The organism is Aureimonas sp. AU12, assembly GCF_001463705.1.
Classification (GTDB): Bacteria; Pseudomonadota; Alphaproteobacteria; order Rhizobiales; family Rhizobiaceae; genus Aureimonas.
Window position 1 is genome coordinate 50,101 of record NZ_BBWH01000029.1, and the last position, 17,568, is coordinate 67,668.

The following is a 17,568-nucleotide window of genomic DNA, read 5'->3' on the forward strand; positions in this document are numbered from 1 at the left end:
GGCCCTGCGAACCGCGCTCAGGCCGCTGTCTTTCGCAGGAGCTGACCCCGCTCCGCCGCCGCCGCCGCAAGCTGGGCGTCAAGCTCCCCCGCGTTGACCGCTTGGATCAGCGTGTCGATGATCCCCGGCAGCTTTGCGAATTCGCCCACTTCAATCGCGTTCTTGCCCTTGGCAAGTTCGATTGCCTTGCCCGCATAGCGCAAGGCAAAGAAGCACTGCCCCGCTGCGTTCTCGAACCAGCCATTTCGGAACCGCTTTCGCTGCTCCAACTGAATGCGTTCACCTGCCTCGTTCTTGCGCGTGACCATGTGGGTCGGCGCGTAATGCTGTCCCGCGAGCTTGGCCTCGGCCGCCCGCTTCTGCTCGAACAGGCCCTCAACTACCTTATCGCGGGCGCGCTTCACTGGATCCGCCTGGGCGTGCACCGGCTCTGCGTGGGCCAGCTTAAGCGTCTTGAGATGTGCCATGTGGTCCTCCGTGAAATCGTTTCCGATCTCCGGACTACAGCCAGAACGGCAAAAAGCGACCAAAGACTGTGCTTTGTCGTCGTCCCAATTATTCTAAAAACTTATAATTAGGCGATAGCTGCCTTGGCGACTTCCTGGCCCATGAATTCCGAAGCCATGAGGTATAAGAACTGCACTGGCTGATTGGCAAAGAATTCGAACACAAACGGACCTATTGGGCTTCGCAGAATGAAATCAAATTGCTCCGGCTTGTAGCGTGTAATAGATCCAAAGTAATAAGTAGCGAGATACATTGTTAGAAGCTGGTTCATAAGAAATTGGGTCGACGAGGCATGATAGACATAATACTTACGATAGGGTGGAACCGCTGTAACTGACCTCCACAATCTCGACCGGGTCATTTTGCTAAGCGGTTCCAAAGATTGAGATGGGCGGTGGCTATACGCGACAGCGTTTGTCATTTCGGCCTCGATGATCCGTCGGCCGTCGATCGTATGCTCGCATTTTACGTTTCGCCAGATCTGGGCGTCGCTTAAATTCTTGGACAGTCCTGCCATAGGATAGCCTAGACGGGTGAAATCGTCAGCGTAGGCCCTCGCCCTTATCCAGGCCTCTTTGGCTGCCGGGGCGTGCATGTACTCAAGGCGTTCCACGCTTATAAAACGCTCAATTAACCCCTCCGCGTGGCTGAAGACCCGGTGTCCGATCAAAATCTGGCCAAGGAAGTCCTGCGATCGCATTTGAATATGCGTATTTCCGGCAGCCGGCACCGGCAAGATCGCGTTGATTGCATTGGCGAACATTGCGAACGCACTCACGCCCGGGTTCTGCGTAATATCTATAGATACGTGGCCGTGGATCGCGCCCTGCGTGATGGGTAGTTTCTCCGAGAGCCCATGCCTAACTGTTCCTAGAGCGGTGCCAAGCTTCTTCACAATAAGACACTTTGCAAGGTTCAGGAACGAGTAATAGAGGAGAAGCGGTTTGGCCGCGTTTACTTCGGAACTTTGAGCTGCGGTGAAGAAGTCTCGTGCCTGGTTCGAAAACGCTAGTGCCTGCCGCTGGGCGTTGGGGTCGCTAATTCTCTCGAGTTCGTGCCTGATGATATTCCAGGGCTGGGTCGCGAACATCGTGGAGTGAAGACCCTCCCGCGTAGCGCCGTGATAGGTAGGAAAGAAGGAGAAGGCAGCCGGCCGTTTCCTAATATGAATGATCTCACCTTCGCGTGGATCTTGCAGCTTCAATTCATCCTCCTCGCCACCAGGACGCGTTGTCGACCCTGAACGAAGCCTTGCTCCTTAGAAAGTCCCAAAAGCGATATCAGCCTGCCTCGTCGAGAAAAAAGCGGCCGCGCCGCCGCTGTGAAAATCATTTACCGGACATGAGAGTGTCTGACATGCCTCTATTACTAAAGCGGCATTGGGCGTGTAGCCTGTAGCGGTGTGATACCATGGGCAGCCCAGGCCATTTTCCGATAGCGGCTCCTTTCCGTTGCATCCTTCCTGATGCCACACGGTGCGCAGTTCTTTAACAATGCCAGATCCGTGTGCGACACTTTCACGGGGGGTAAATATCGATGTTCAAGGTCTATCGGATCAGGCACCTCAATCATGAGGGAGCGGAGTTGAAGTCATATGTCGGCTTGACAGCGAGAACGTTGGCTAGACGAAAGGACGCCCATATCAACGAGGCAAGCCGGGCTAAGCGTAGCATTCACTCACTTTCGCTTGGTGCAGCGATACGTGCGGAGATCAGGAGCGCCAACAACCCTCATGAACACTTTCAGATCGAACTGCTCGAGGAATACGGCACAGTCCACGCGATGCTGGAGGGCGAAGGGCGCTGGATCGAGGAACTAGGAACGATGGCGCCCAACGGCTACAATCTGATGCCGGGGGGATGCAGTGCTGGCGGGCCAAGCAATTCTAAGCCCATGCGCCTGCTCGTTGATAATGTTCTCGTGGAGTTTCCGTCTATTAAAGCAGCAGCCCAAGTCCGGGCTCGGGAACTCGAAAAAGACCTCGACCGCTTCGTTGGCATGGTGTTCATGCGCATCCAGAATGGTTGGACACATGCAGAAGCGTTGGAGTTTGAATCGCATGAGGACGGCCGTGGAACCGAGCTGAGCCGCAAGGCACGTGCCGACGGGGAAAATGTAGCCACGGTGCGTTCGCGGGCCCACCGTGAACGGATCAAAACCACTGCGGTGGCCATTCCCCGGGGATTCAATCTGCCGGCTCCTGATGGATCAGGTCGTAAGGTACCGATCAAAGAATTTGCCGAAATGTCCGGCGTATCCCAATCAACAGTTATGCATCGCCTTCATCAGATCGTGGGATCGATCGATGCCATGGCGTCGGCGGACACCATAGACCATCTAATCAGGAAGCAGGACCGCGTAAAGCCAATCGTCGTGCGCCTCCCCGACGGCACGCTTGTCGAAGGCAGCCGCAACCATTTGGCGAAAGAGTTCTCCGAGGGTGCGTACGCGAGCTATCGGACAATTCATAACCTTGGTTATCAAGCGTTGCGCACTCGGCTGCGCAAAAGCGGCGACCGAGCGTCAAACGACGAGCATCTTTGCGCCCTGGGGGTCACCGCCCCCAAGTCTGATGTCCCGCGGTTAATCGTGGCAGAGCCAGTTCATCGGCGTAAGCTGAAGGCAGGTGAATATCTCTTGACGGCCGATGACGGCCGGCAGCTGCGCTTCGTCAAGCAGATGGATTTCGTGCGTGAATGCGTGAAAGCCCTTGAACAGCTTGGACGTATGCCTCAACAAACCGAAACTCGCAGGCTGCGTGATAAGAGCCTGCAGTCGCGGATTACCTGGATGATGGGACGCCACTCCCCAACAGAGATCGCACGCCACCTGGGCGTCCTCGAGTGCCTCTTCGACGACGTCAGCTTCGAGGTGGCGAATTCGACAGAGTAAGCCGCTGTTATAGAAGACAGCGTTCTGCAGCTCGTCACCCTGGACGACCTACCTGCCGTTCAGTGCTTCAGACGGTGCTTTGCTGCTCCACCTGCTGAGCAGGGCATTGCGGACGCACCAGCTTAGGCACCACCACCAACCTAAGCTTCAGCGATAGGGCCGCGGTCTTTGGCGATCCGAAGACGACCACCGCGCTGCTCGATCGCCTCACTCACCACTACCACATCCTAGGGAGTAGAAACGACAGCTTCCGCTTCAAAATAGCTCAGCTGAGCCCTAGAAACCGACAAGGGAGAGAACGCGGAACTTGATCTCCATTTGACCAGTCCAACATTATCGAAGCCGGATCAGTTCTTGATGGAAATTTTGGGTCAGCTCTCGTTGGAAATCGACAGTGGAGGTTAACGACAACGTTCACGGTGTGATGGCGTCACGATCGGACGACGATCCGTGCATACCACCCGGCATCGAGAACGCGCCCGTGTTGCGCGCATTGGCTTGCGTTCGCGGACTCAATGAGACAGGCTGAGGAAAGCGAACGCTTAGTGCCACTTCCGGTTAAAACCCGTCATCTGCAGTAAGTCCGCTCTTGTTTAGATCTGCCCAGTAGCGGACCGACAGCAACCGGCGCGCATGAAACGCTTCGAAATTGTTTACTCGCTAAACTCTTTGCATCAGCCGAGAGGCCGCTGCTTGAGCCAATCCGGTGTCAGCATGCTGATGGTGCTGGTAGGCAGGAACTTGGAGTAAAACTTGTCGATCATCGTGGTGGAAGTGCCGGTATTGCGGGCCAGCATATGCACGTCCACGCCGCCGTGGATTTGTTCCGTGATATACAGGTGGCGGAATGAGAAGCTATCCCGGCGACGACCCTCACGGTTGAACCGGAGCTTTGCGGCTTCCAGCAGCTCGATCATGCCCTTCTTGTAAGAGGCAGCGCGTTCGCCCGCGCGGTTCGTGAACACGGCATCATCCGCGCCGGGCTCGCGGCCGATCTCCAGCATGCAGATGTTGCAAAGCAGGTTGAAGTACGTCAGCGCCTCGGGCTGTGCGACCATCTCGCGGGCTTTGCCCTTGCCCCGGACATGTAGGACGATGGCATCGGCCGTCATGCCGTCTTGGATCTCGAAGCTGCGGGGTACGACATCACCCCAGTCCAGATTTTTAAGTTCCGTGGGTCGCATGCCAGTGAACCCGGCGATCATGCAGAAGCAGTGGAGCTTGATCCGGTCCAAATAGATGCGCTGATTGCGCCCGCGCTCGTCGTCCTCCTTGATGCGCTTGCCCGGCTGGTAATTGGGGTTCTGTTCGAACTCCGCGACGCGTAGCTCGCTGACCTTCTTCAGGTGTGCGAACTCCTCCAGCGTGAAACCCGGCCGGGAGCGATCCCGACGTGTGGTGTCTTTGGGCGGCTGGATCAGCGGAACCGTCTTCACAAAGCCCGTGCGCTTCCCAAAATCGAACAGCTGGCCCAGCAGCCAGCCCTCCAGCTTGAGAGTGGCCGGCGAGGGTGACTTCTCCTTCACCGGACGCACGATGCGCGCTGGCGGGCCTACGTCGTCTTTCTTGCGGCGGAAATACACGATGCTGGGGTCTTTCGAACCCGGACCGGTCAGCCAGAACTCTCGCCGCCAGTCCCAATAGCGCTCGATATCCGCAGAGGTGATGGCGCTCATTAGGCGAGGGCCGAAATAGCCGATGAAAAACCGGCGAATCACTCCGGGGTAGCCTTTGATCTGATACCCAGGTTTGTCGCCGCGTTCCACGGCGCGTTCGAGACCCGCGATGTAGTCCTCGGCGATATCGGCAAATTTCTTGTTCGTGACGACCAGCCCGGCTTCAGCAAGTACCCGGCACTTGTGCCATTCGGCCTGTGCCCGGCGATGAGCCTCGGTGAGATCCGCCGTCTTCAGGCTCACGCGACGCTGGCCCTGGTTGGGAACGGAGAAACGGGCGTTGATTTGAGGATTTCCTGGCCGGGTAAATAGCTGGTAGTCGTCGCCACTGAAGATCGTCGGCATTAGAGATTGGCCCTGAATGATGCTGATGCTGCGCCATTAACAGCGCACATTAAGCAGGGTACTTCCAAGTTATTTGCTAATCAAACGCGCTAGGCCTGCGCTACCTAGTATGACGCGCGAACACTTAAACTATTATGGTTAAAGAGTGCCTGTGCTAGGCTGTGCTAATTGGAAAAGCGCGAAACGGCCTAGAGCCAGCGCTTTTCGGGCCTGCCGAATTTGCCTCTAACTCATTGTAAATATTGAAAAAATAGTGGTGCCCAGGGACGGATTCGAACCGCCGACACTGCGATTTTCAATCGCATGCTCTACCAACTGAGCTACCCGGGCGCCGCGAGCGATGAACAGGACCGGTTGGACCGGCCGGCGTCTCGCTCGGGTTCGGGCCTTATAGGCAAGCCCCATTTGCCTGTCCACCCTTTTTGCGACCGACGCCCGCGCAAAAAAACCGCCCGCCTTTCGCCTTGCGCTCCTGCCGCCGCTATGGCAATAGGGCCTCCGTCGGCAGGCTGCGGTAGCTCAGTGGTAGAGCACTCCATTGGTAATGGAGAGGTCGAGAGTTCAATCCTCTCTCGCAGCACCATCGGCCCTCTCTCGCAGCACCATCGGCACCCCTGACCGTACAACTTTTCTGGCGGGCATCATGACCTGCTCCGATCGCCTGACATAGAGGTTCTCGGCGCGCTTTGCGGTGGAGACGATGCTTTACTCGCCGCTGATCAGATCGACGGTGGAGCGTAATCGTCCGGTGTTTGCTTCGCATAGACCTTCTCAATCATCGGCAGCGAGTTGGCGGGCATCTTGGCGACGGTCCAGAGCGGCCCGCCACGCCCGGCCATCTGTGGGGCCGCGGCATGACTCAGGACGTGCGGACTGATCCCCGTCGCGAGCCGCTTCCGATACTGATTCTCGTCGTTTCGCACGACAAAGCGGGTCTCGTTCGACCCGAACCCTGCGGCACCCGCCACGCGCTGCACGGAGGCCCATAGCGCGGCCTGTCTGTCGAGGACCAGGATCACCGTCGCGTTCGTCGGCGGAGCGCTCCAGCACCGGCAGGAGGGCCTCGGAGACCGGAACGTCGGCTGCTTCGGCGCGATTGGTTCTGCGACGACCATCGCGACCGTGCAAGGAGGGTTGCTGCCGATCGAGTTCGCGAGAATTCTCCGACACCGCAGGATCGGATCGCCGCTCCATCTGCCAGACGACCAAGGGCAACCGGGCGTCCGACCGATAGGCGAGTTCATCGGGAGTGCTTTTGCAGCCGAACCGCTCGGAAGCTGTGCTCGTCGGATATGATCGATGTCCTGTCCAACGTTTTCATCCCAGGCGGCGTGCCAGATCACGTTCGCTCCGAAACGGCCGCGAGTTCGCAGCCCAAGTGGTGGCGGATGAAACTCTGCAGTCAGCGCCGTGGCAGCGTTCATAGAACCGGGCTTACCTTGGCAGATCGGATACGACGAAAGCGGCAGCTCGAGACCGCCGGACGAGCGGCTCAACGGCGAAATCTCGTACGGTCTCACCAAAGCGCGGATCGTCATCGAGGGCCGGCGCGGCCCCGACAGCACCAAGCGGCCGCATGCGAACCTCGGCTACCGTCCGCCTGCACCCGCCGTCGTGCCACGGGTGGCTGGGCCACCTCCCCTTCGCCGGCTACCTCGACCGTCAAGGACAAGTCCACCGTCCATCGGATCTGAACCGGGTCACCTGGTGAGGGCAGGCGATGTGAGCTTCTGTCCTGTCAGGACATGGGGTTAATTGCCTCGACGATGGAACCAGATGCCCTGACCAAGCATATAAATAGCTCGAGAAAGGTCTGCGCGGCCACCCTCGGTATCCGATGCGCTACCGCGGCCGTCCATCCACTCGAACAATCACGGACTCAAGGTGGTGCTGTCGACGCAACCATACACGGTTCGGGCGAACCAGCCTCCGACGCAACGGAGCATCAGCGCACTTATGGTTTAATCCATTCCGCCATCATGGGTTGAAGTCGCATGCTTTTGCGTTGACCGCCAAAGCTCGTCAGATGTCGAGGTTGGCGACCTGCAGGGCGTGTTCCTGGATGAACTCGCGGCGGGGTTCGACCTCGTCGCCCATCAGGCGCGAGAAGAGGCGGTCGGCGTCCACGGCGTCGGGGATCTTGACCTGCAGGAGCGAGCGCACCTCGGGGTCGAGCGTCGTCTCCCAGAGCTGCTCGGGGTCCATTTCGCCGAGGCCCTTGTAGCGCTGCAGCGACAGGCCCTTGCGGCCGACGTCGAAGACGGCCGTCAGGAGTTCGAGCGGACCGGAAATCGAGCGTTCGGTCTCCTTGCGCTTGAGCACCGGCGAGGTCTCGTAGATCTCGCCGAGGCGCCCGGCCATGCGGTGGAGCGCGATGGCATCGGCCGAATGGATCAGCGCCGCGTCGAGCGTCTGCTGGTCGAGGACGCCGCGCACCATGCGCTGGAAGCGATAGCCGCCCTCGCCGTCGGCCTCGCCGATCCAGCCGCGCTCGGTCTCCTCGGCGATCGCGTCGAGCGCCTTGGCGATGCGGTCGGCCATGACCTCGGCTTCCCCGTGATTGTCGGCGACCGTGGGGCTGAGCGCACCGGCCACCGCCGCCTGCTCGACCACCGCGCGGCTGTAACGCGAGTGCAGGCCGGAGAGGATCTGGCGCACCTGCAGCGCGTCCTCCACCACCTCGCGCAGGTCGCGCTTCACGCGCACCTCGCCCGAGCCCATCGTCAGCACCGCGTCCTCGAGCCCGCCCTCGATGAGGTAGTTCTCGAGCGCCTTCTCGTTCTTCAGATACTGGCTCTGCTTGCCGCGCGTCACCTTGTAGAGCGGCGGCTGGGCGATGTAGACGTAGCCGCGCTCGATCAGCTCCGGCATCTGCCGGAAGAAGAAGGTGAGAAGCAGGGTGCGGATATGGGCGCCGTCGACGTCGGCGTCCGTCATGATGATGATCTTGTGGTAGCGCAGCTTGTCGGCGTCGAACCCGTAGGTCGAACCCTCGAACGTGCCGATGCCGGTGCCGAGCGCGGTAATCAGCGTGCCGATCTGGTCGGAGGAGATCATCCGGTCGAAGCGCACGCGCTCGACGTTGAGGATCTTGCCGCGCAGCGGCAGGATCGCCTGGTTCTGGCGCGAGCGGGCGCCCTTGGCCGAGCCGCCGGCCGAATCCCCTTCGACGATGAAGATCTCGGATTTCGCCGGGTCCTTCTCCTGGCAGTCGGCGAGCTTGCCGGGCAGGGTCGAGACGCTCATCACGTCCTTGCGGATCGTGTCGCGGGCCTTGCGCGCCGCCTCGCGCGCGGCGGCCGCCTGCAGCACCTTGCCGACCACCAGCTTGGCCTCGGCGGGATGCTCTTCCAGCCAGCTCGACAGGGCCTCGCCCATGGCGCTCTCGACCACGGGGCGCACCTCGGAGGAGACGAGCTTGCCCTTCGTCTGCGAGGAGAACTTCGGGTCGGGCACCTTGACCGACAGGACGCAGGTCAGGCCCTCGCGGCAGTCGTCGCCGGTGAGCGTCAGCTTTTCCTTCTTCGTCAGGCCCGAACTGTCGGCATAGCCGATGACCTGGCGCGTCAGCGCGCTGCGGAAGCCCGCCAGATGCGTGCCGCCGTCGCGCTGGGGGATGTTGTTGGTGAAGCAGAGGACATGCTCGTGGTAGCTGTCGTTCCACCAGAGCGCGGCCTCGACCGTGATCCCGTCGCGCTCGGCGGTCACGGTGATGGGCTCGGCGAGCGAAGGCTTGCGCGCCGCGTCGAGATATTTGACGAAGGCGATGAGGCCGCCCTCGTAGAAGAGCTCCGACATCTTCTCGTCGGCTGCGCGCCGGTCGGTGAGGATGATGCGCACGCCCGAATTCAGGAACGCGAGCTCGCGCAGACGATGCTCCAGCGTTGCGAAATCGAAGGTGACGACGCCCTGGAACGTCTCCTGCGAGGGCAGGAAGGTGATGGCCGTGCCGGTCTCGGTGCCGGCATCGCCCGTCACGGCGAGCGAGCCGTCGGGCACGCCATGCGTGAAGCTCATCTCATGGATCTTGCCCTTGCGGCGGATCTTCATCTTCAGCCACACCGACAGCGCGTTGACGACGGAGACGCCGACGCCGTGCAGGCCGCCCGAGACCTTGTAGGAGTTCTGGTCGAACTTGCCGCCGGCGTGGAGCTGGGTCATGATGACCTCGGCTGCCGAGACGCCCTCGCCCGTATGGATGTCGGTGGGGATGCCGCGCCCGTTGTCGGTCACGGTGCAGGACCCGTCCGGGTTCAGCGTCACCGTCACATGCGTCGCATGGCCGGCCAGCGCCTCGTCGATGGCGTTGTCCACCACCTCGTAGACCATGTGGTGCAGGCCCGAGCCGTCGTCGGTGTCGCCGATATACATGCCTGGCCGCTTGCGGACGGCGTCGAGACCCTTGAGCACCTTGATCGAATCGGCACCGTACTCCGCCGGCTCGGCAGGGTTCGTCTCGGGGGCTTCGGACATGAAATTCCTAATGGGTCTGGCGCGAGCAAAGCGGCTCCGGTCCGACCGCGGCAGCGATCCCCTCGAATATAGAGGTTTTCCCGTACCAATCCAAGCTTTTGCGGCCCATGGACGGCCTCAAGGGCGCGGGTTCTGCATGGGCCGGTCCGAATTTCGCCCTGAGATCGTCCGCGCGCGACCTCGCGCCGCTGGCGAGCGCGGGCGCACAGTCCCATCTGCGAGATGTCCCGGGTCACAGGAACCGCTTGCCCCATGCTTGAACCCGCCGCGCCTTCGGCTGGCGCCCCCTCGCCGTTCCTGGCGCCGGCGCCCGTGCCTCACGCCAAGCCGCTCGGCTTCGCGCGCTTCCTGCTGACGGCCTCGCGCAACCCGATCGAGATCTGGGGCGAGCGCGCCTTCCGCGAACCGGTGCTGCGGGCGGACTGGCTGCAGGTGCCCACGATCATCGTCAACGACCCCGCGAGCATCCGGCACTGCCTCGTCGAGAACGCCGCGAACTACGCGATGCAGCCGCTGCGCCAGCGCATCCTGCGCCCGCTCCTGCGCGACGGCCTGCTGACGGCCGAGGGCGAACTCTGGCGCCGCACCCGCCGCTCGATCGCGCCGGTCTTCACGCCGCGCAACATCGCCGGGCTCGCCGGCCTGATGGAGTCGCGCTCGCGCGTCTTCGCCGAGCGGCTCGGGGTCCGGGACGGCGCCGTCGTCGACGCGTCGGCGCAGATGACGTTGCTGACCTACGACATCCTGCAGGCGACGCTCTTCACCGACGACATCCAGGGCGAGCCGGCGGCCTTCGCGAAGGCGATGGAGACCTTCATGGGACGGATGGGCCGCGTCGATCCGCTTGATCTCCTCGATGCCCCGGCGTTCCTGCCGCGCATCCGCCGCCTCATGGGCCGGGGCGCGGCGCGCTACTTCCGCCGGCTGATCACCGAGACGGCCGAGCGCCGCCGCGAGGCGATGGCGCGCGACCCTGCCGGCGTGCCGCGCGATCTTCTGACGCTGCTCCTCGAGGCCGATGGGCTGTCGGCCTCCGAGATCGAGGACAACATCATCACTTTCATCGGCGCCGGCCACGAGACCACGGCGCGGGCGCTCGGCTGGACGCTCTATCTGCTGTCGCAGGCGCCAGACGAGCGCGCCAAGGTGGAGCACGAACTCGACGAACGCCTGCCCGGCCTCCCCGACCCGCGCGAATGGCCTGACGCCCTGCCGCAGACGCGAGCGGCCTTCGAGGAAGCGATGCGCCTCTATCCGCCCGCCCCCTCGCTCAACCGGACCGCGATCGCCGCCGATCGGGTTCTGGACACCGACATTCCCGCCGGCGCCTCGCTCCTCGTCATGCCCTGGCTGGTGCATCGCCACGAGCGGCTGTGGGACCGGCCCGGCCATTTCATGCCGGAGCGCTTTCTGCCGGGCAACCGCGAGCGGATCGACCGCTTCCAGTACCTGCCCTTCGGGCTCGGCCCCCGCGTCTGCATCGGCCAGAGCTTCGCGATGCAGGAGGGCGTCATCGCGCTTGCCGCGCTGCTGCGGCACCTGCGGTTCGATTTCGTCGGGGCACGCCCGCCCTACCCCGTTCAGAAGATCACGGTGCAGCCGCGTGAGGGGCTGGCGATGCGGATCACGCGCCGGCAGAGGATGTCCGGGGGAAGCGGACGCGCTCGATCACCGAACGAGGCCGGAGAACCGAAGATCTGAGGTGCGACGGATCTTTGGCGCTCTGGCAGTCCACAGGCATCTTGACAAGCCTGCGGCTTGCTTTGGAGGGGAAAAGCGACCATGTAAAGGTATCGGGCATTTTGCTGACCCGGGATTGGTTGAACGCTTCCTCGACGCTGCATCGGCAGCCGGGCCCATCCGCTGACGCAAGCGGACAGGCTGTCGCAGGAGATCGGATTCCTTTCGCCGTCACGACGTGAACATCCGACCCTCCAAGGTTTCGGGCAGCGGCGATCCGCCGTCCGGGACATCCCAACCGGAAGTCCGTTGCGTCAGCCTCGGTGCCTTCCTCCCGCACTTTCTTCGGAAGGCGCGGCCAGCGACGAAAGATCGTTTCTTGTCACAGACCGGCACCATCAAGTTCTTCAATTCCTCCAAGGGCTTCGGCTTCGTGACGCCGGAAGGCGGCGCCAAGGACGTCTTCCTGCACGTCTCCGCGCTCGAGCGCGCCGGCATCTCGACGGTCAACGAAGGCGACAAGATCTCCTTCGACGTCGAGCCGGACACCCGCGGCAAGGGCCCGAAGGCCGTGAACGTCCAGCTCGTCTAAGCCGGCCGCTTTCCGACAGCATGCATCTTCCGGCGGCCGTCCATCGGCCGCCGTTTCCCTTGGCCGACACCTCGATCAAGGCTTCTCGCGGCACCCGCTTCGTGGCTGCAAGGCGTATCGTCCGGTCATCGCCGCCTTTGGCGCGCCACTTGGCGCCTTCCCGATCGAGGCCGGCCCGGCTCCGCCCGGTGCGATCCCCCGGGATCCCCCGCCTCGCCGGACAGCCGACAATCGACCGCAGATCCGGCATCGGCCGAACCTGACGGTCTCATTCGAAAGGTCCTCCGATGGAACCCGGCGAAACCGCACGCACGCGTGCCGACGCGCAGTTCACGCAGACCGTCAAGCATGGCGAAAAAGGCTCTGCGGGATCGATGATCGCGGCCGAGAGCCGCGCCGTCAACGAGAAGACCTCGCGCCTCAAGGCCCTGCGGCTGGCGCGCGACGCTACGCAGGTCGCCGCCGAGCCCGAGCCGGCTCCGAAGGCCAAGGCGAAGAAGCCGGCCGCCGCCAAGAAGCCCGCTGCCACGAAGACCGCCGCTCCCAAGAAGGCCAAGCCGGCCTCCTGATCCCATCATACGACCGGCCGAGCCCCAAGCGTCGCATCGCGACGATCGAGGCGCCGGGCCGGCTTGCGAAGGACGAGAATTTGAAAGTCGACGTCAGAGACAACAACGTGGACCAGGCTCTTCGCGCGCTGAAGAAGAAGCTTCAGCGCGAAGGCGTTTTCCGCGAGATGAAGGCGCGCCGCGCCTATGAGAAGCCCTCCGAGCGTCGCGTGCGCGAGAAGCAGGATGCGATCCGCCGCGCCCGCAAGGCTGCTCGCAAGCAGGCGCAGCGCGAAGGTCTGCTGCCGGCTCCCAAGCCCAAGCTGCGTCCCGGCGCACCGGGCGCGGCCGCAGGGGCCGGTGCCGGCCGTCCGGCCTCGTCGGGTTTCTCCCGCGACTGACGATCTCGTGGCCTCTCAGGCCGCGACCTGACGAAGCCCGCCGAACGTGGGCGGATTCGATAGAACCACCGAAGCCCGGCCCGTGCGTGAAGCAGGGTGCCGGGCTTCGGCGTTTTGGCGAGGGGATGAGCGCTTCGGGCGGCCAGCGAAGGTCGACGGTCACCATCGGCGATGGGATCTGCGCAGCTTCTGGATCTGGCCGCACCCGCATGACGTCGGCTCTCGCCGCGAGGCCCGTCACAGCGATCGCCTCGAAGTATGCGACGGCGTCCGCGCCATCGAGGGTCAGGCCACCGGCGGCACTCCACCGGCGGCAACTGTGGGCTCTTCCAGGCGCTGGTTGACGAGGGTGCGGCTCGCTTCCGGGGCCTCGTCGCGGCCGAGATAGCGCGAAGGATCGGCGTCGGTCGGCAGCGTGCGCTGGATCGCCCTGGGCTCGCCGGCCTCGCCGAAGCGTTCGATGAAAAGCTGGCGCACGCGCTCGGCTGTGCGGCGCTGGACGTTCGAGATCGCCCCCTCCTTCACCCGGCCGCGCAGCACGAGAACCTGCGCATCGGCGGTCAGCTGGTCGAGGAAGACGATGGGCTCCGACAACGTGTCCTCGCCGCCGTCACGCGGGAAGGCCGAGACGAGAAGGTCGCGCGCCTCCTCGAACGGCACGGTGCGCGGCAGGGTGATCGTCCAGGCGAGCAGCCGCGAGGCGGCGCGCGAGTGGTTGCGCATCCAGACGTTCCAGAGCGTCGAGTTCGGCGCGAAGACGAAGAGCCCGTCGAAGGTTTCCAGATGCGAGGTGAAAAGGCCGATCTCGTGGACCGTGCCGGCGAAGTTCTGCGTCTCGATATAGTCGCCGACCCGGAAGGGCCGCAGCCAGAGAAGCATGATGCCCGCCGCGATGTTGGTGAGCGTGCCCTGCAGCGCGAGGCCGACCGCGAGGCCGGCGGCGCCCAGCACGGCGAGCAGCGAGGTCATCTGCACGCCGATCTGGCTGAGCGCCACGAGCAGCGTGAAGATGATCACGACATAGCGGGTGATCGCCACCAGCGGTCCGCGCACGGTCTCGTCGATCCGGGCCGAGGCCCCGAGCGCGCGCGTCACGAAGACGGCGAGACGCCCGGCCAGGAAGAAGCCGACGGCCAGGATGAGGAGGGCGACGAGGAGATTGGGCAGGAAGTTCGCGGCCTGCGCAGCCAGCGTGCGCAGGAAGGTGCTGGAGGATTCGAGGGTTTCCTGGATGGGCATGGGGCGTGGTCGCTCGGTGTTCGGCTATCGGGGACTGGGCGCATCCGCATGTCGTCAGCGGATCGCCGTCCACGCCTTAGAAAGGCCGGCCCCGCCAAAAGAAAAGGGCCGCTTCCCGAAAGAAGCGGCCCCGCTCAACGCGATCCGACCGTCGCGAGCCGTCAGATCGACGGCGCGCCCTTGGGCTTTTCCTTCGGCTCGTTCTCGTCCACGAGCCCGTCGAAGAGCGCGGTCGACAGGTAGCGCTCCGCGAAGGAGGGAATGATCACGACGATCGTCTTGCCCTCGTTCTCCGGCCGGCGACCGACCTTGATGGCGGCGGCGAGCGCGGCGCCCGACGAGATGCCGACCGGCACGCCTTCGAGGCGCGCGACGAGACGCGCGGTCTCGAAGCTCTCGTCGTTCGAGACAGTGACGACCTCGTCGTAGATCTCGCGGTCGAGGATCGCCGGGGCAAAGCCCGCGCCGATGCCCTGGATCTTGTGCGGGCCGGGCGCGCCGCCCGACAGGACGGGCGAGGCCTCGGGCTCCACCGCCACGACCTGCACCGAGGGCTTGCGGCTTTTCAGAACCTGCCCCGTCCCGGTGATCGTCCCGCCGGTGCCGATGCCGGAGACGAGGATGTCGACACCGCCATCCGTGTCGTTCCAGATCTCGACCGCCGTAGTGACGCGGTGGATCTGCGGGTTGGCGGCGTTCTCGAACTGCTGCGGGATCACCGAATTGGGAATCTCGGCGCGCAGCTCCTCGGCCTTGGCGATGGCCCCCTTCATGCCCCGCGCCCCTTCCGTCAGCACCAGTTCGGCGCCGAGCAGGCGCAGCATCTTGCGGCGCTCGATCGACATCGTGTCGGGCATGGTGAGGATGAGCTGGTAGCCCTTGGCGGCGGCGGCGAACGCCAGCGCGATGCCGGTATTGCCGGAAGTCGGCTCGATCAGTGTCGTGTGGCCCGGCTGGATCGTGCCGGCTGCCTCCAGCGACTCCAGCATGGCGACGCCGATACGATCCTTCACCGAACCGATCGGGTTGAAGAATTCGAGCTTGGCGAGGAGATGGGCCTTCACGCCCTTCTCGGCCGCCAGCTTGTCGAGGCGCACGAGCGGCGTGTCGCCGATCGTGTCGAGAATGGAATCGTAGACGCGGCCGCGGCCATGGGTGCGGGCGGGCTGGTCGTTCACGGGCTTGTCCATTGCAGAAAACACCTCCTCGGTTCGTCGCGGCGCTGGGGCAGCCATCGTCAGTCCGTCAATCTAGCGCAAAAAAGCCGCAAGACCCGAATGTCGTCGATGCGGGCTCGCGGCGTTTTCGAGCAAATCGTTCTCGAACCGCCCCGACTTTCGAAAACGACTGTTCCCGGCTCGCTCACCGGGAGCCGCCACGAAAGAAAGGAAACGTGGGAAAGGACGCCCCGGATCCCGATCCTGACGGACTGGTAAAAGACACCGACCAGTCTTCACGCTTCGGCAATCCGTGCCCTGCAGGATCGAGATCGACCAGCCCTGCCGGGAATGCGCATGAAACCCACCATCGACACCCTCCGCCAGTTCTGCCTCGAGCTTCTGGGGCTGACGGCAACGATGGCCGGCGTCGTGGTGATCGCCACCTTCACCTATTTCGGCTCCTTCGCCTCGCCCGTCGCGCAGGGGTCGCTCGCCTTCTGCCTCCTTCTCCTGTTCGCCACCGCGCTGCCGATGCAGATCTATGCGGTGACGCGGATCGTGCGGCTGCGCGGCGAGAACCGGCGGCTCTTCGAGTTCGCGACGCGGGACGGGCTGACGCAGGTGCTCAACCGCACCGCGTTCAAGCGTTCGGCGGAGATGGCGATCGCCCGCATGAGCCAGCGGCGCGCGAGCGACCTCGAGCCCGCGACCCTGCTCATCCTCGATGCCGACCATTTCAAGCGCATCAACGACCGGCTCGGCCATCACACGGGCGACGAGGCCCTGACGCTGATCGCCGAGACGCTGCGGCGCTCCGTGCGCAAGGACGATCTCGTCGGGCGGCTAGGCGGCGAAGAGTTCGCGGTGCTCCTGCGCAATGCCGGATACGAGGAGGGGCGCATCGTCGCCGAGCGCCTGCGCACCGCGATCAACCGGCTCGAGGTCGGCCCGCGCGAGCGCCGCACGCGGCTGTCCGTCAGCCTCGGCGGCATCTCGTTCCGCAGCGCGGTGGCCTTCAACGCCCTCTACAAGATCGCCGACGCCAATCTCTACAAGGCCAAGGAAGGCGGTCGCAACCGCACGGCGCTGACGCAGCTCGGCGCGCTCGCGCAGACCCGCGCGACGATCGCGGCGGCACCGGAAGCGGGCGCTAGAAGCGCACCGAAGCGGCTACCGGTCGCCTGAGGCACGAAGCCCGCGAAGGCCGCGCCCGGCCGAGGCGCTTCAGGCCGGCTTCACCGCGCGGATGGCGTAGCGATGCTGCGAGCGGCGCGCGAGGCCCTTGAAGAACGGCATCTGCGCGGCCTGCGCCCGATGGACGGCACCCAGCCGCCGGTCCACCACGACATCCCTGAAGCCGGCCTCCCGCAGGAGCCTCGCCACCGCGTCGGCCCTCGCGCCCGTTGAGAAATGGACGCGGGCGAGGATGGCCCGATGCCGGCGCTGCATGGCCTCCGACAAGCCCACAGGCTCGTGGCCTCGCCATCCCAGCCGCCGCGCCGCCGCATCGAGCCGGGCGAGGATCCGCTCGGTCCGCCCTGTGCCGACGAAGTCGCCGTCCACCACGAGCAGCGTCCCGCCCGGCCGCAGGACGCGCAGCCATTCGCGGAAGGCGGCGGCGGGATCGATGAGCGTCCACACGAGATGACGCGTGACCGCGACGTCGTAGGACGAATCCGCCTCGGATGAGCGCTCCGCATCGCCCACCCGGAAGACGATCGTCCGGCCCCGCGCCGCCGCCTTGGCGCGGGCGCGCTCCAGCATCGGCTCCGACCAGTCGAGGCCGGTGACGCGGTAGCCGAGATCGTCGAGGAGATGCGAGACGACGCCCGTGCCGCTCGCCAGATCGAGCGCGGAGCGCCCCGCGCCGGGGCCGAGATGCCGTTGGATCAACGCATGCCAGGCGGACCGCTCGCGCTCGCCTGATATCTCGTGTCCGGGAAACTCGTCGAAGCGCTCGGCGCGCTCCGACCAGAACTCGCGGATCTCGTCGCGCACACTATAGTTCGCTCCCCTTGTTTTCTCCTGCATTTCCATCGCGGCGGACCTTCGAGC

Annotated in this window: 15 protein-coding genes, 2 tRNA genes and 1 pseudogene; 9 read left to right on the top strand and 9 right to left on the bottom strand. The window is 64.0% G+C overall.

Annotation, left to right across the window (positions count from 1 at the left end):
- Positions 1 to 17: 17 nt before the first annotated feature.
- Complete coding sequence (locus AUL33_RS12695) at positions 18 to 467, bottom strand: hypothetical protein (RefSeq protein WP_062208443.1); 450 nt, start codon at positions 465 to 467, stop codon at positions 18 to 20.
- 107 nt (positions 468 to 574) lie between these two features.
- Positions 575 to 1,597, bottom strand: coding sequence for a YaaC family protein (locus tag AUL33_RS12700; RefSeq protein ID WP_062208446.1), 1,023 nt, complete (start codon positions 1,595 to 1,597; stop codon positions 575 to 577).
- Between the two features lie 446 nt (positions 1,598 to 2,043).
- On the opposite strand from AUL33_RS12700, the gene AUL33_RS22200 reads away from it, so the two are divergent.
- Both AUL33_RS22200 and AUL33_RS21650 read left to right on the top strand, forming a co-directional pair.
- Positions 2,044 to 3,399, top strand: coding sequence for a hypothetical protein (locus tag AUL33_RS22200; RefSeq protein ID WP_156419401.1), 1,356 nt, complete (start codon positions 2,044 to 2,046; stop codon positions 3,397 to 3,399).
- 49 nt (positions 3,400 to 3,448) lie between these two features.
- Positions 3,449 to 3,710: pseudogene (locus AUL33_RS21650) on the top strand (ATP-binding protein); the annotation flags it as partial.
- 363 nt (positions 3,711 to 4,073) lie between these two features.
- Here AUL33_RS21650 and AUL33_RS12710 read toward each other — a convergent pair.
- A complete protein-coding gene (locus tag AUL33_RS12710) occupies positions 4,074 to 5,420 on the bottom strand; it encodes a site-specific integrase (RefSeq protein ID WP_156419402.1) in 1,347 nt (448 codons plus the stop codon).
- Positions 5,421 to 5,674: 254 nt separating this feature from the next.
- Positions 5,675 to 5,750: transfer RNA gene (locus AUL33_RS12715), tRNA-Phe, on the bottom strand.
- A gap of 178 nt (positions 5,751 to 5,928) precedes the next feature.
- Between AUL33_RS12715 and AUL33_RS12720 the strand changes: the two genes are divergently transcribed.
- Positions 5,929 to 6,003 (top strand) — tRNA-Thr (locus AUL33_RS12720).
- Positions 6,004 to 6,139: 136 nt separating this feature from the next.
- On the opposite strand, the gene AUL33_RS12725 is transcribed toward AUL33_RS12720, so the two are convergent.
- The gene (locus tag AUL33_RS12725; RefSeq protein ID WP_062208455.1) at positions 6,140 to 6,439 is read right to left on the bottom strand and encodes a hypothetical protein; all 300 of its coding nucleotides are present in this window, start codon (positions 6,437 to 6,439) and stop codon (positions 6,140 to 6,142) included.
- A 391-nt stretch (positions 6,440 to 6,830) separates the two neighbouring features.
- On the opposite strand from AUL33_RS12725, the gene AUL33_RS23050 reads away from it, so the two are divergent.
- A complete protein-coding gene (locus AUL33_RS23050; RefSeq protein ID WP_082652564.1) occupies positions 6,831 to 7,175 on the top strand; it encodes an integrase core domain-containing protein in 345 nt (114 codons plus the stop codon).
- Positions 7,176 to 7,442: 267 nt separating this feature from the next.
- Here AUL33_RS23050 and gyrB read toward each other — a convergent pair whose 3' ends face one another.
- Complete coding sequence (gene gyrB, locus AUL33_RS12730) at positions 7,443 to 9,893, bottom strand: DNA topoisomerase (ATP-hydrolyzing) subunit B (protein ID WP_062208458.1); 2,451 nt, start codon at positions 9,891 to 9,893, stop codon at positions 7,443 to 7,445.
- A gap of 252 nt (positions 9,894 to 10,145) precedes the next feature.
- Here gyrB and AUL33_RS12735 point away from each other — a divergent pair, with 252 nt between their 5' ends.
- From AUL33_RS12735 to rpsU, 4 genes are all read left to right on the top strand, one after another.
- On the top strand, positions 10,146 to 11,594 hold the full coding sequence (locus AUL33_RS12735) for a cytochrome P450 (RefSeq protein ID WP_062208461.1): 1,449 nt from the start codon (positions 10,146 to 10,148) through the stop codon (positions 11,592 to 11,594).
- 358 nt (positions 11,595 to 11,952) lie between these two features.
- Positions 11,953 to 12,165, top strand: coding sequence for a cold-shock protein (locus tag AUL33_RS12740; protein WP_062208464.1), 213 nt, complete (start codon positions 11,953 to 11,955; stop codon positions 12,163 to 12,165).
- A gap of 287 nt (positions 12,166 to 12,452) precedes the next feature.
- The gene (locus tag AUL33_RS22530) at positions 12,453 to 12,734 is read left to right on the top strand and encodes a hypothetical protein (RefSeq protein ID WP_062208467.1); all 282 of its coding nucleotides are present in this window, start codon (positions 12,453 to 12,455) and stop codon (positions 12,732 to 12,734) included.
- A gap of 80 nt (positions 12,735 to 12,814) precedes the next feature.
- The gene (rpsU, locus tag AUL33_RS12750; protein ID WP_062208472.1) at positions 12,815 to 13,114 is read left to right on the top strand and encodes a 30S ribosomal protein S21; all 300 of its coding nucleotides are present in this window, start codon (positions 12,815 to 12,817) and stop codon (positions 13,112 to 13,114) included.
- Positions 13,115 to 13,399: 285 nt separating this feature from the next.
- Here rpsU and AUL33_RS12755 read toward each other — a convergent pair whose 3' ends face one another.
- On the bottom strand, positions 13,400 to 14,353 hold the full coding sequence (locus AUL33_RS12755; protein ID WP_062208475.1) for a mechanosensitive ion channel family protein: 954 nt from the start codon (positions 14,351 to 14,353) through the stop codon (positions 13,400 to 13,402).
- A gap of 161 nt (positions 14,354 to 14,514) precedes the next feature.
- Positions 14,515 to 15,543 (bottom strand): cysteine synthase A, encoded by a 1,029-nt coding sequence (gene cysK / locus AUL33_RS12760; protein ID WP_062208477.1) that lies wholly within the window; start codon positions 15,541 to 15,543, stop codon positions 14,515 to 14,517.
- 324 nt (positions 15,544 to 15,867) lie between these two features.
- Here cysK and AUL33_RS12765 point away from each other — a divergent pair, with 324 nt between their 5' ends.
- Complete coding sequence (locus AUL33_RS12765; RefSeq protein WP_192843189.1) at positions 15,868 to 16,698, top strand: GGDEF domain-containing protein; 831 nt, start codon at positions 15,868 to 15,870, stop codon at positions 16,696 to 16,698.
- 39 nt (positions 16,699 to 16,737) lie between these two features.
- Here AUL33_RS12765 and AUL33_RS12770 read toward each other — a convergent pair whose 3' ends face one another.
- A complete protein-coding gene (locus tag AUL33_RS12770) occupies positions 16,738 to 17,544 on the bottom strand; it encodes a class I SAM-dependent methyltransferase (protein ID WP_062208566.1) in 807 nt (268 codons plus the stop codon).
- Positions 17,545 to 17,568 lie beyond the last annotated feature (24 nt).

Bases quoted from the DNA above. Each gene is read 5' to 3' on its own strand.
- AUL33_RS12695 (WP_062208443.1), bottom strand. From the start codon at position 467: ATGGCACATCTCAAGACGCTTAAGCTGGCCCACGCAGAGCCGGTGCAC.
- AUL33_RS12700 (WP_062208446.1), bottom strand. From the start codon at position 1,597: ATGTTCGCGACCCAGCCCTGGAATATCATCAGGCACGAACTCGAGAGA.
- AUL33_RS22200 (WP_156419401.1), top strand. From the start codon at position 2,044: ATGTTCAAGGTCTATCGGATCAGGCACCTCAATCATGAGGGAGCGGAG.
- AUL33_RS12710 (WP_156419402.1), bottom strand. From the start codon at position 5,420: ATGCCGACGATCTTCAGTGGCGACGACTACCAGCTATTTACCCGGCCA.
- gyrB (WP_062208458.1), bottom strand. From the start codon at position 9,893: ATGTCCGAAGCCCCCGAGACGAACCCTGCCGAGCCGGCGGAGTACGGT.
- AUL33_RS12735 (WP_062208461.1), top strand. From the start codon at position 10,146: ATGCTTGAACCCGCCGCGCCTTCGGCTGGCGCCCCCTCGCCGTTCCTG.
- AUL33_RS22530 (WP_062208467.1), top strand. From the start codon at position 12,453: ATGGAACCCGGCGAAACCGCACGCACGCGTGCCGACGCGCAGTTCACG.
- AUL33_RS12755 (WP_062208475.1), bottom strand. From the start codon at position 14,353: ATGCCCATCCAGGAAACCCTCGAATCCTCCAGCACCTTCCTGCGCACG.
- cysK (WP_062208477.1), bottom strand. From the start codon at position 15,543: ATGGACAAGCCCGTGAACGACCAGCCCGCCCGCACCCATGGCCGCGGC.
- AUL33_RS12765 (WP_192843189.1), top strand. From the start codon at position 15,868: ATGAAACCCACCATCGACACCCTCCGCCAGTTCTGCCTCGAGCTTCTG.
- AUL33_RS12770 (WP_062208566.1), bottom strand. From the start codon at position 17,544: ATGCAGGAGAAAACAAGGGGAGCGAACTATAGTGTGCGCGACGAGATC.